General features: G+C 54.1%; 15 protein-coding genes. All 15 read right to left on the bottom strand.

Features of this window, described 5'->3' with window-relative positions; genetic code table 11:
* Nucleotides 1–3: 3 nt before the first annotated feature.
* A complete protein-coding gene (locus tag ACSEXW_RS17265; RefSeq protein ID WP_438447413.1) occupies nucleotides 4–579 on the bottom strand; it encodes a phage adaptor protein in 576 nt (191 codons plus the stop codon).
* A 63-nt stretch (nucleotides 580–642) separates the two neighbouring features.
* Nucleotides 643–2277: a hypothetical protein gene (locus ACSEXW_RS17270; protein ID WP_438447414.1), complete on the bottom strand. Its 1635-nt coding sequence runs from the start codon at nucleotides 2275–2277 to the stop codon at nucleotides 643–645.
* Entirely contained in the window at nucleotides 2277–2627 is a 351-nt protein-coding gene (locus ACSEXW_RS17275; protein WP_438447415.1) for a hypothetical protein, read from the bottom strand. Before ACSEXW_RS17275 ends, ACSEXW_RS17270 begins: the two co-directional genes overlap by 1 nt.
* Before the next feature lie 71 nt (nucleotides 2628–2698).
* On the bottom strand, nucleotides 2699–2947 hold the full coding sequence (locus tag ACSEXW_RS17280; RefSeq protein WP_438447416.1) for a hypothetical protein: 249 nt from the start codon (nucleotides 2945–2947) through the stop codon (nucleotides 2699–2701).
* 27 nt (nucleotides 2948–2974) lie between these two features.
* Nucleotides 2975–4120 (bottom strand): SU10 major capsid protein, encoded by a 1146-nt coding sequence (locus ACSEXW_RS17285; protein WP_438447417.1) that lies wholly within the window; start codon nucleotides 4118–4120, stop codon nucleotides 2975–2977.
* A 26-nt stretch (nucleotides 4121–4146) separates the two neighbouring features.
* A complete protein-coding gene (locus ACSEXW_RS17290) occupies nucleotides 4147–5046 on the bottom strand; it encodes a hypothetical protein (RefSeq protein ID WP_438447418.1) in 900 nt (299 codons plus the stop codon).
* Nucleotides 5047–5112: 66 nt separating this feature from the next.
* On the bottom strand, nucleotides 5113–5397 hold the full coding sequence (locus ACSEXW_RS17295; protein ID WP_438447419.1) for a hypothetical protein: 285 nt from the start codon (nucleotides 5395–5397) through the stop codon (nucleotides 5113–5115).
* Complete coding sequence (locus tag ACSEXW_RS17300) at nucleotides 5390–5623, bottom strand: hypothetical protein (protein WP_438447420.1); 234 nt, start codon at nucleotides 5621–5623, stop codon at nucleotides 5390–5392. The genes ACSEXW_RS17295 and ACSEXW_RS17300 overlap by 8 nt, the downstream gene beginning before the upstream one ends.
* Entirely contained in the window at nucleotides 5620–7602 is a 1983-nt protein-coding gene (locus tag ACSEXW_RS17305) for a portal protein (protein WP_438447421.1), read from the bottom strand. Before ACSEXW_RS17305 ends, ACSEXW_RS17300 begins: the two co-directional genes overlap by 4 nt.
* Nucleotides 7583–7807 (bottom strand): BhlA/UviB family holin-like peptide, encoded by a 225-nt coding sequence (locus tag ACSEXW_RS17310; RefSeq protein ID WP_438447422.1) that lies wholly within the window; start codon nucleotides 7805–7807, stop codon nucleotides 7583–7585. The genes ACSEXW_RS17305 and ACSEXW_RS17310 overlap by 20 nt, the downstream gene beginning before the upstream one ends.
* 511 nt (nucleotides 7808–8318) lie before the next feature.
* On the bottom strand, nucleotides 8319–9890 hold the full coding sequence (gene terL / locus ACSEXW_RS17315; RefSeq protein ID WP_438447423.1) for a phage terminase large subunit: 1572 nt from the start codon (nucleotides 9888–9890) through the stop codon (nucleotides 8319–8321).
* 1 nt (nucleotide 9891) lies between these two features.
* Complete coding sequence (locus ACSEXW_RS17320) at nucleotides 9892–10458, bottom strand: hypothetical protein (RefSeq protein ID WP_438447424.1); 567 nt, start codon at nucleotides 10456–10458, stop codon at nucleotides 9892–9894.
* 202 nt (nucleotides 10459–10660) lie between these two features.
* Complete coding sequence (locus tag ACSEXW_RS17325) at nucleotides 10661–11161, bottom strand: sigma-70 family RNA polymerase sigma factor (protein WP_438447425.1); 501 nt, start codon at nucleotides 11159–11161, stop codon at nucleotides 10661–10663.
* Between the two features lie 76 nt (nucleotides 11162–11237).
* On the bottom strand, nucleotides 11238–11378 hold the full coding sequence (locus ACSEXW_RS17330) for a hypothetical protein (RefSeq protein WP_438447426.1): 141 nt from the start codon (nucleotides 11376–11378) through the stop codon (nucleotides 11238–11240).
* A gap of 53 nt (nucleotides 11379–11431) precedes the next feature.
* Nucleotides 11432–12409 carry a coiled-coil domain-containing protein gene (locus ACSEXW_RS17335; protein ID WP_438447427.1) on the bottom strand — a complete coding sequence of 326 codons (978 nt, stop codon included), beginning with the start codon at nucleotides 12407–12409 and terminating at the stop codon, nucleotides 11432–11434.
* Nucleotides 12410–12544 lie beyond the last annotated feature (135 nt).

Below are 12544 nucleotides of genomic sequence, written 5' to 3' on the forward strand. Positions count from 1 at the left end.
CCATCATTCCACCCTCATCGGGGGCAGCTCCGGCTCTGGATTCGCCCTCCGGTAATCAAGTAGCAGTGCGTTGTACTGGCCGATGTATCCGTTCGCCCAGTCCGTTTTCTTGGCGATTTCAGATAGGTCCTTTGCCAACCCAAAAACATGAAGCATATGAAAATCTGCGTCGAAGCCAGGAGATGAATCCAAGTCCGCCTCCGTGTAGATCTTCGGCTCCTCATAATGGAACATCAAGATCCCGCCGGCCACGTCGTTCTCCGGCGTCGGATATAAGCCCAGTGCATTCCCCATTGTGTACAAATACGGCGGCGCCACGGTGTCGTCGTTAATGTCCTCGTAGTTGTAACGACGCCCGGCCACTACCACACTGATGATCTTTGATTTGCTGAAGGTCAGCGGATAAAGAAACTGCCCGGCCATAATATCCATAGTCGTTGCAGCCTTGTTCTTGAATACCGTGCGATAAAGCTCTCGTTCCCTAGAATTGAGCTTCCTCAGCTTCGAGGCCACGCTGAGACCATTCGGCACTCGTTCATCAGCTTCCGCAAAAATCTCTCGTATGGTTAATCCGGCCACAACGAATCCCCCCTTTCAATGCAAATAGCCCCGGATCGGCTCCGGGGCTTGATGCGATATCCATTACCTTAAAGAGCTCATAAACCCAACAATGGTGTCCGCAATGAGCTGCTTAGCCTTTGTGCTGTACGGGTGGAGATTGTCTTTCATCCAGATTTGAGTCATGGTCAGCGTCTGTGTCGGACCTCCGCTCTCAATCCAGTTTCCCGAAGCGTCCCAATAACCCGTAGTCTGAACCGTCTTCTGTGACCATCCCAGCTTCTCCCACAACTTCAGGAAGGGGAAGTTCCACTGGTCCGCAAGGATTTGTTGGGCCTCGCTGATCTGCGTCTTCCCGGGGTACTGATTCTCATAGTGTCCTACGAACAGGATGCGGGCCCGAGGATTGTCCTTTAAAATCAGGTCGATCAGAAAGTTCATAGCTCCGATGAAGTAGGTGCGATCTTTCTGATCAGTTGGGCTGACCTTCAATTCGTCCTTGGTTGCGTTCCAAAACCAATTGTCGTTATGTCCGTGATCAAACACATACAAGTCGGCCCGTTTGCCCTCGCCTAAATGGTTCGCAACGAGTTTATTTTCGTAGCTACAATTGCGAATCTTCGTCATTTCCGTTTCGGACAAGGTAGTGGGGGGGCTGCCGGTTAGCTTGGTTTTCCACGTGTCCCAATTGGTGATGAGTTCTTCCTTCTCCGCAAGCGTCTGCGATAACGAGTAAGCCACGTTTTGCCACACAGCGCCAGTCCAACCAAGAGGATCGCCAGAAGTAATATTGCCATGGCAACCTGCACGCGCTGGGCTTGACCCGACGGCTACATTGTACATATTTGCCCCTAGTGCTGTTCCAACGATTTGCGGATATCCTGATTCCGGTATTGATGTGCCAAACCAGACAATCTTCTTCCCGGACCAGTAATTGCCTACTTGCCCTTCGGCCATAGATTTAACTTTGCTTGGCAGATCAACAGACTTTTGCAACTTTATAGCAGTATTGGATACACCACTAATCGCTATCGAATACGCTCCACTTGGGACGGTGAACTCATAATCCACGTAATTCGTTTCTTGGCTGTTCGAGCCGCTATTTAGAAAGCTCAAATATGCGTCAGCGCTTGTATAGAACAGCGCCATAGCCGTGCTATCGCCCGCTACTTTAACGGTAACACGGTAACGTTCGCCGGGACTACAAGGTACCTTTATGCTATGCCACCCTGGTACATTGGTGGTCAATGCGCCTGTTCCCTTCATGTAAAATCCTGTTACCGTTGTTGCACTGACCGTTTCAAAGAATCGGGTGAGATTCTTAACGTTGTCGATTTTGCTGGATAGACTTTCGAAACGCTCCAGCCTAATCGGTGAAAAGGCATTGCCGCTAATCGCTACAGAATACGCGCCATTCGGTACGGTGAATTCGTAGTCTGTGTATTGGATTGTTGACCCATTTGCCCCACGGTTTAAATAACTCAAATACCCACCGTTTGCATTGAAGAAAACCGCCATTGCTGTCGAATCCCCGGCCACCTTCACGGTTACACGTAACTTGTCACCCGGATTGCATTTGACCTTAATGGACTGCCACCCCACCGGACTATTTGTGAATGCACCTGTTGTACTCACGTAATATCCGGATTCGATTGTGTAGTCCATTTTTTCGTATCCCGGGTACATCATGCCATAAGCCGCTTTTCCGAAATCAGGCATTATTGACCAAGCCCCCCGTCAACGGTGATGTTCCCGCCCGTGACCGCAATGAGATTAGCTCTGATGCCCATCATTTTTGGAACTGATACGCTGTAGAGACCTTTTGCTGTAATGTCCGTTCCGATAAATGTCTCGTTCACTTCATCCCATATTTTCTTGGTAAAAGCCGTCCCTGATGGTCCGACAGCTTCGATCCGAAGCGTGAATGAAGTAGCGGTGCCACTCACCTCGAAGACGTATTCCTTATTACCGCTCACGAGCTTCGGCATTCCCGTGCCGGATTCTGTTGCAGCATCAAGCAGTTTAACATTACTCCCAGCTAATTCAACAGGCTGCGGATCCATCGCCATCTCTCTTCCGCTCCCTCCCTGAAAATATGGAAAAAGGCAGGACTCGAGTTGAGCCCTGCCACGTTGGTTGTTTATTCTGCTGCTGCAGGTGCCGGATCAGTCACTTTGGTATCCGAACCATTCAGCTCTACGATGGAATTTCCGAAGAGCCGGTGTTTTCGGATGTACTCGATTTCCTTCTTGTCATTGGTCTCGTATTCGCCGTTATAGAAGCAGATCCGCTCCCCGGGAACCGGGATCACGATACCATCCAACACCTGCTGCCGCGCCGGCTTCATGGTCAGGATCTGGTTCGGGCATTTCGAATTAAACTTTGCCATTATGTTCATCCTCCTTGGTTATTGTAATTAGGACGTCACGCCAGTGATGACAGCGTGGGTGTCCGGCTGGCGGACTTCCAGGGCGGCCTCGGTGATGTACTGATCCATACGCTTGTCTGCGTCGTTGGCTTGAATATTGGTCTCCAGCTCAGTGTCACGAAGCGGACGGTACCTGACGTTGGCCGGATCTACAACGATGCCGTAACCGCCGTATACCGCACCTTCCAGAACCGTCGAGCAGTTCATGATGTGGAAGGTCCCGTGCGGAGTCTCGTATTCGAAGATCTTCAGGCCGAATTTACGGGCGTCCTGGTTAATTTGCAGCTTACCCATGGCCCACTCATTGATGACAGAAAGCAGACGAGAAGAACTGAGCAGCAACTTGTCCTTGGAACCGTACTTGAAGACGGCCTCGGAGATGTTGTTGTCAAACTCCGAACGGGTTGTAGCCCCGCCTGCATCGTAGTTGTTCTTCGTCAGGAAGGACAGCAACCCGCCGGTGGAACGCTTCGGTGCCCCGCCGGTGGTATCTTCCTTACGTTCGCCCAGCAGCAGGGACCGCTCGATGTCGATCTTATGCATCTTGCCGGCCTTCATTTGCTGGTAGGACAGATCAGAACCGCCGTACATCTTCGTAGCCTTCTGGGTGTTGGTCACGCCGAACGGCGTCTTCCAGATCTGTGTGTAGTTATATTTCGGCACTTCCTTGGTGCTCTTAATGATCCGGGTTCCGGATCCCTCCTCATTGACGTTACCGATGATGACAAGCGGATCGTTGTCCACCAGAGCAGCAGCGGCAGTTACGCCAAACCCACGCGTTACGGTCAGCGTATTCGTATTTACGCCAGTTACCAACATGACCTCGCCGGTGCGCGGCACCTTCACGATATCCAAGGGGCTGAAGTAGTCGCCGTTATCTACCACGATGGATGTGATGTTGTTGGCGTATCCAGCTGCGTTATTGATGGCATCCCAGCGGGCCAGAAGATCATCTTCCAACCATTCGATCTTATAGCTGTTGGCCTTCTGCTTGTCCTTTTGAGCAAATTTCAGGAATGCGAAGAACATCGTTTCGTTCGGTTCGAGGAGGGAAATCCTCTCCGACATATCGACAATAATTTTTTTCTGCTCGATATTCGCCGTATCGCGAGTACCTGTCACTTGGTTACCCATTTATGAACACTTCCTTTTCAGATAAATTATGAGCCGAAGATACCGCCGCCGCGGCCTGCTTTCACAATGGAGTCGCCAATCTCGTCGGCTACGCTCTTTGCTTGCGGCGCTGCGGGCTTCCGCGATCCTGCAGGAGCACCAAGCCCTTGCTTCCTACGCCGGGCCTCCTCGGCCTCCTGACGGCCTTTCTGCTTGGCTTTCTGGAATACCTTGGCCTTGCTGTCTCCGAATAACTCCTGGGCGGCCAGACGAAGCAGACGCGGCGAGGGATTGTTGGCGAGACCCGGATTGCCGAAGTCCTGCTCCGCAATCTCCTGCACCTTCTCCATGAGCTGCTGCATGCCTTCCGGCGTTCCGATTTGGCGGTAATCCTTCGCCACCGATTCGATGTTGCGGGATAGCTGTTCGGTCTGGCGGTCCTCCATGAGCGGGGACACTGACTGCTGTACCAACTGTGTTGCGGATTGCTGGATCAGATATTGCAGGGTCCCCATCGGGTTCTCCCTGAAGTTGTTCCAAAAGACCTGATTCAGGTCCTGAGCTCCTTGTCCGTCAGCCGGTTGCTGCTGTTGACCTGCGGATGGTTGTCCGGGCTGTCCGGCGGGTTGTTGCTGTCGGGATTGAGTGAACGTCTTGCGCAGCTCCTTGTACGATTTCGCAAGGTCTGCGGCTGATTTGAATCCGAGGGCCGCGACGGGATCTTCTTCGCCTTGTCCGTCAGCCGGGGGCTCTCCATCGCCATCATCGTCGGAATCATCATCTTCATCAGCGGAATCGTCGTATTCGCCTTCCGCGCCTTCATCGCCATCCAGATCAGTGTCCTGGTCGTCGATCTCTTCGCCTTCGGGTGCTCCGGCCTCCAGCTCTTCTTGTCCTTCCGGGGATTCGCCAAAGGTTGTCGAAACGTCTCCGAATATGCTTCCCATGGGTGTTGCCTCCTTCAATTTGTGGTATATGAAAAGGCCCTCGAGGGGGCCAGACCACCTAAGTGGTTACTTATTAGCCAATCGCTCAATGGTCAAATAAACTCGGGCAATTTCCCGCAGTCTTTCAACTTCCTTCAGGAAGTCTTCCGACGAGTAGATTTCAGAGTTGGCGTATTCACCAACCTTGAATAACTGGTCCGCTACCGCCTTTTGGATCTTCTTCATGTCCACTGCTTGCACGAATATAGATGCATCTTCGAAATATATAGAATTGTCTTCGTATGGGACTTTGGCGAAAGCAGCTTCGCAGGAAACGGGTCCATTATGATACTGATTCAAGAAATTAGGCATTTTCATTCATCCCTTCGTCTATGGTTTTATCGATAAAAATAAGCACCGCTTCAAGCGCCTTTGCAGCCCCGCGGTGTTCTCTTACTTCCTTCATGGTCTCGCACGACATCAGCTTTCCCTTGCGATCCGCGATCCGGTCCCGCAGGTACTTTTCTAGGATCGGCCAGGCCTCGGACCGCTTCAGGTTGTCCATCGCGGCGGCCTGTTGCTGTTTGGTGCTGCTCATCCGCCTGCACCTGCCATTTGCATGCCGGCTTCTTGTTGCATGGCCGTGTTCGCGCCTCCGCCGCCCGGTAAGCTAGGAGGAGGAGCCTCGGGCGGCATCATCGGCGGCTGACCGCCTTGCATGTAGAGCTGAAGGAGCTGCTGTGCTTCAGGAGGCATTCGGGCCAGCAGGTTCTGCATCATCTGCTGCTCCATGACACCGTTCAGTTCGTCATCCGTCGGCAAGATATCGTCGGTGTCCTGGATGTCGAAGCTCTCCAGCAGCTTCTTCAGGAGGTTCCGGCGCTTGATCGGAAACTGCTGCATGAACGGGTCCGCCCCCACTACGCCGTAGAGCTCCACCATCCGCTGCTTGAATGCTTCCTTGTTAGCCATCGGCTCCACAGAGCTGCCAGCCGCGATAAGATGGAACTCACCTTGGATATCCTCCGGCGCGATCTGCGGCCACTCCGTCTCGTCCTTATCGAAGAGCGGCAACAGGCGGATGTCCTCGATGAACTGCTGGTTCAGCTGCATCATCTTCCGGGCGATTCGGACAAGCAGGCGCTTCTCCACGGAGCTGATGATGAGCTTGAACCGCATCGAAGCGTTGTTGTCCTTGCTCATCGTTGTGGTGGCCGTCTCTCCGCCGGTGCTGGTTCCCATGACGACGTCGTGGGCGCCTGTGGCCTGCTTCATGTCCTCCTTGATGATCGTCTCCTGATTGAAGCTGCCGGCCAGTGCGGCGTCAGGGGAGTTCAGGACCTTCAAATCATGATCAACATCATCCATCTCGATGAAGTTTCCTTGCCCCCACTTCAGCTGCTTGCGGTCAATCTGGGCGTTCCGATTGATGGCAAACGGCCGCCGCATGGAGAAGGAACGGTAATCGATCCGCTGGTTACGCTCCGTGTTCAGCTCGGCGTGCAGATCCTCCAACATCTCCATGAGCCCAATGCCGTAGAAGTTCTTCGGGTCCTCACTGTACACGTCCTTGTCGTAAGGCTTCTTCTTGTGGTAGAAGGGGTTCGGTGCGTCCTTCGCCAGATACTGGCGGTTGATGATGATCACATGACGGTCATCCTCGAAGTACTTATGGACCTCGTACAGGTCCATGTCCCCGCTTGTGTCCAGCGTCTCATTCAGGTTCGGGATTCCAATTGCGCTCATCCGGTTATTGCGGGCCTCGTTATGCGCGGGAGTCTTCGGGATCTGCTTCCAATCCAGGCGCATATCGTCATCATTTGCCGCTAGCTCGTTCAACTGCTCTTTGGACATGTAGTCCACATGGCCGGCATATCTGGCATCGTCGATGTCTTCGGCGTTCGGGTCCACGAAAAAAAGCCCCAGGTCCAAGAACTTGACCTCGGGATCATCATATTCTTTCACGCTTACCTCTGTAGCTTCCCAATCCATGATCGGGGTCACGTTGTCATCGTCGAACAAGGGCTGGTCCTCGTCGTCTGTCTGCTGCACGAGCTCCTTTCGAATCACGGTCCGTTCCTTGAAGCACCAGCCTGTATAGGAGACTGTTGTGCCGTAGAGGCCCATGATCTTCATCCCGGTATGGAATAGGTCCTGCATATCCATCGGGACGTTCATCTGGTAGTCCAGCAGCGTCTGCATCCGTTCAGCAGCGGCCACCCATGGCCGTTCAGCATTCGGAAGCGGAGCGCCCATTGGTCCGAACAACTCCTGCACCTGCTGATGGGTTGGCACGCCCTTCACGGCCACATACGGCCTTCCAGCGAACAGCGTCTCCACCAGGCGCGGCAGGATCGTCTCCAGCATAACGAAGGGATACGGGATAGACAGGTTCGAACGGTCTGTGACCGGCTTCCCTTCCTTATCCACCAGCTGCGGGGCGATGTTGCGCCACATCTTGTACCACCGGGTCCACTTGTCGCGGTAATTGCTGTCGCGCCACTTCTCCGCCGCCTCGATCCGGTCCATGTACTTGCGAACCTTCCGGCGTTCGCGCTCACTTTCTCTCCTGGCCAAGCAGCTTCACCTCCCCTTTCAACTCTTGGATGTCAACCTTGATGATGTCACCAAACTTGTCGATGGTCAGCCTTAGGGCGGCCTCGCGGCTCTTATTTTCCTCCATGATCCGATTGATGAATCCCTTGGCCCAGATTCCCAGAAGAACGAAGAGTACACAGAAGACGCCTTGCGTAATGAAGTATTCAATCCCCTTCTCCTCCATCCTCATCACTCCTTATCGCCCATTTCGCTATTTTGAGCCACAGCAGTAACAGCAGCAAGAACATACCCTCAACGATCACCGTCTCGAAGAAAGAAGCTCACCAGCACCACGTCCCCAAAATAAAAAGACCGCCGAGTGGCGATCCTCTTGAATTCACTTTCTATCCCACAACTTATTGTCTTCTCTAACCCACTTTTGCGTTATCTCTCCTCTACCATTCCTGTCGAAAATATGAATGGTCCCGGAGATAGCGTCGTACAATCGCTTTTCACTAGGTACGATAAAGATCTTATAACCCTGTGTCAGAAGATCGTGCAACCTAGATTCGTTCAGGGTTGGCTCACTGTGCTGCGTATAAAAAAAACTATGGAAATCTGTCCAATCCGGTCCTTCATGCTTTGCTGCATAAACAACATTCTCCGAATCGTCTGCAAGAATTTTGTCCAAATGTTCTTGGTCAATAGGGCTACGCAATAGCGATCATCTCCTTTTCCCATATTATAGCAGAAAACTAGTAGCCCGTCCTTCCAATTGGAGTTCCGTAGTCCGGCTCGTACTGATCATCATCATCTGGCTGCTCTCCGTTGTTGTACATCAGCCGGTTCAATGCTTGTGTGGTCGAATCAACCTCGTCATCATGCAGGATGTTCGGGAAGCCGGAGAACACGTTCATGTAATCCGTCACCCACGGTGCGATCATCGGATGCGGCAAATAGACGTTTCCGGCCTCGATCTCCGGGGCCACAGCAGACGCCCGCGCCACCTTACCGCCTTCCGGGTTGACCGCCACCATCCCGCTAACCTTCCGGCGCAGCATTTGGATCACGGCCGGCCCGTTGGCCTTGTCCTCTACAAGTACCAGCCGCGCCTTCGGATACTTGGTGCGGAGGCGAACAATCTCATCCATGGTCCGGATGATGTCCATGCGGTCCTTCACCTGATCCAGCAGGTACTTGTCCGCCGCCTTCCGGCCCCACACCTGGCCGGCCACGAAGTCGGATCCGTCACTGTCCTTGAACGTACAATCCCAGCTCTGTAGCTGCTGGTCAAATCGCTTCGGCAGCGGCTCGGCCGTCTTGTACATAACCTGGCTGCCGATCCGGATCTCCACCGGGGGGAGCTCCATGCCTTCCGGTGCCCAGAATTTCCACCATGTCCGCTTGAACATACCGCCTTCGGAAGGTGTCGGGTCCTGATCGTACTGGGCACCGTAGTTGTAAGAACCAAGCGCCCGCTTAACGGCCGCGATCTCCTCCGGCCCCTCTCGTTCTGGCCAAAGCAGCTCCCCGGCCTCCCTGATCTTATCCCGCCCGCTCATAGGGTAGTGGATGATGATCTGCTTATGGTTCTCGCCCGGCAGCTTCAGGTGCTCGTATCCACCCTGCTCGATGATATGGCCGCTCAGGTCGTTCTCATGGAGCCGCTGCATAATCACCACAATTGCGCCTGTCTTTTTGTTGTTCAGGCGCGTCGGCAGCGTCCGGCGGAACCATTCGATGGTGGAGGCCCGAATCGTATCGGAATCGATCTCCTCCGGGTTGTGCGGGTCATCCACGATGATGTAGTCCGCGCCCTTGCCCGTCATCGTACCGCCGACCGACGTGGCCACCATGACGCCGTTCTTGTTGTTCTGGTACTCCGTCTTCACGTTCTGGTCACCCAGCAGATAGAAACGGTCCCCCCAGTTCCTTCGGTACCAATCCGATTGCAAAATAAGCCGCCGATCAACCGAGTGCTTGGTTGATAGCGACTGCGCATAGGATGCGAAAATCCATTTGGCCTCTGGCCGCTTAGTCCACATCCACGTCGGCCACGTCACGCTACCAAGGATTGACTTCATATAGCGGGGTGGAATGTTGATCAGTAGGCGCTTGATCTGGCCTGCCGTGACGGCCTCCAGATACTCGGAGATGCAGTCTATGTGCCAGTTGTGCATGTAATCAGCCGGATCAATAATGGGCCATACCCGGCGCGTGTAGGTGCTCAGTGAATTCTCCAGTTCCGCAGCCTCGGAGTTATCGACGATGCGGACCTTCTGCTTTAGGTGGTCATAAAGCTGTGCAAGGTGCTGAGCATTCGCCACATCATCCTTCCCCCCTTAGCTGTAATTCAATGATCCGCTGCATGCGGGGATTGGCGGACACCTGAGCCAGCGCATAATCGCAGGCATCAGGAGCTGCCTTCCGGAAAATCTCAATGAACAGGTCCGTGAACTCCTTCCAGAGCTCGAACTGGAACGCCTTCTCCCGCATGTCGGCCATGAACTTGCTGTTCTCCCGGAGCTCCCGATTCAGCGCCGTAATGGTCTGCACGTCCTTGCGCAGCTCATCGTCCGTCTTCTCATCGATAGGCTTGGCCGCTACATGCTGGAACCGGTTCAACAAGGCCATCGTTGTATTCGCCTGGACTTCCAGGATGTCGATGTCAAAGTTCACGATCCGGGAGACCCGTTCGCTGCTCTTCAGCACCTCCGCCTTCCTGACGCCTTGGTCGATGGTCTTGATGTACTCATTGACCGCCACATGGGAGATGGATTCCCTTGCCTTCTTGGAGCATAGTTCTGCAATTTGCCGGGCTGACTTCCCTTGGGCGAGCGCATCGGCCACGAGCTTCTGCAGACTGTGCTTTTCGATTTTGCTCTGTCTACCCATCGGTTCACGCCCCTTTTTACCGTAAAGAAATGTTAGGGTATTCGTTAAGTTTTGTAAGGGTTACGTGTTAAGTGATCCACCTTAAAGTCTTGCCCCACTTGGGTTTAGGCTGTAAAGGTATTTCTTAACACTCTTCTCACCCTATAGCACTTTGTATGACGAAAAATCATATTTTCAATTCCGGATATGAAAAAAAGCCTGTTCACAGAAGGAACAGGCTGGTAGCTTTCGCATATTCAATTTTTTCCTTCGCCCGGTCCAAGGTGGTCTGTACGGTGCTCCTTCCCACATGCAGCTCCTGGGAGATCTCCGATAGGCTCATGCCGTCCACATGGTACATCATGAACATCTGCTTCTCCCGGTCCGTCAGGTCCTCCATGGCCCATTTGATCTTTTCCCATTCCTCGGCTGTCAGATCCCGGCTCTCACGCTCAACAGACCATCCGTTGGGCGAGTGATAGGCATCGATCCATGCCGGGTCCCAGGAGCGCACGTAGCGCTTCTCCACGCCCCTGCGACGGTTAGGATTCCCACCATGCTGCATCCATTCCAAGGCGTACTCGACGTTCTGGATGCACATACCCAGCGTTTCCTTCCATGCCTTGTCTTCTGCCTGCTCCCGTACCTTCTCGAGCCGCTTCTGAGCTTCCTTGTATCCCGGGATCAGGTCCAGCACCGAATCATTCCAATGTCCTACTGCCATCACAAACACCTCCAGATCAGCATGATAATCCCCCACAGCGGCAACACCATGAGCACGCCATTCCGCAGCCCTCGCATTACTGCCACCTCCCGGATCGGCCCCGGTTCCGCTGATAGGCGGTGGTCTTGATGTCCTTCACGATCTTCGGCGGTTTCAGATCCTGGTATTTCTTCAGCTCTTCCTCGCTGAGCGTGTACTTCTTGACTGGGTTTGCCATATCCATTCCCCCTGTAGGAGAGCCCCCTGCGCTTTGCAGAGGGCCGTCCGTTATTAATACACTGCTTCCACTCGATCCTCCAGCTTGGTGATACGAACCTTCATTCCGGCGATCTCGCGGACGATGGCTTCGAGAGTAATCCCTGCCGGCGCATCTCCTGCGTCCTCCAGAGCCGCAGCAACCTCTTGTACTCCTTCTCCTCCGGTGACGTCTCGTGCCACATCCTGATCCTCTGCCAGGCCTCGAAACGCGTCATCCAGGCGTTCCTCCGTCACTTCCTCCTCCTGAGCTACTGCCGGCGCTTCACCGGGCATTTTTAGCGGCTGGAGGCCAAACTTCTCGACCAGGTTCCGGTTGATCTGCTCGAGGCGGGCTTTCTCCAAGCGGGCCTTCCGTTCTTCCTCCGTCTCAGGCCGCAGCGTGGACTTCAGCTGCAGGCCGCCGGTGGGAGCATGTCCATTCTTCAGGGTTCGCACCATACCCTCCAACTCGTCAATCTGGGCCTTCAGGCTCCGGTTCTCGGCAAGGGTCTTCTCGGCTACCGCCTCCACCTCTTCCGTCGCTCTGACGGCCGCGTCACGCTTCTGCTCGGCATCCTTTCGGGCATAGGACTCTTCGCTGTACAAGCGCCGGTTCTCCTCGGCCAGCTTGAAGTTCTCCTCCGCCTTCTGCAGCGCTTCGGCCAGCGCCTGGTCGGAGGTCCGCAGCCTTTCGGTCAGATCACTGACCGTCTCATTCAGCTGCTCCATGGCCGCTTTATGGTCGGTATGTACTTGCTGCAGGTGCTCGGCGTGGACTGCTGTAAGCTGTTCGGAGACCTGGTTGATCAAGCTCTGGACCTCCGCATTCATTCCCGGTAGCCCGGTAATGGCATCATAGTCCTGCGGCAGCTGGAAGCCGGCCAGCACCTCGGCCGCTTTCTCTTCGCCATCCTCCAGGTTCTTCAGCTGGGCCAAGTAAAATGCCGCCTTCGCCTCATCCCGTTCGGCCTTTGCCTCTACAATCATCCCCTGCAATTCCTCTTTGGTCACGGTTGATTTCCTCCCCATCGATTACTTTCAAAATCGCTACTGCCTGCCCGTCCTCGGATTCGTAGACCCGCCATTTCCCGTGGCCGACGATCCGACACTCCCACACTTTATCCAGATCCGCCTCTCGCAATCACC

Source organism: Oryzibacillus soli (assembly GCF_051594765.1).
Classification (GTDB): Bacteria; Bacillota; Bacilli; order Paenibacillales; family NBRC-103111; genus Paenibacillus_AR.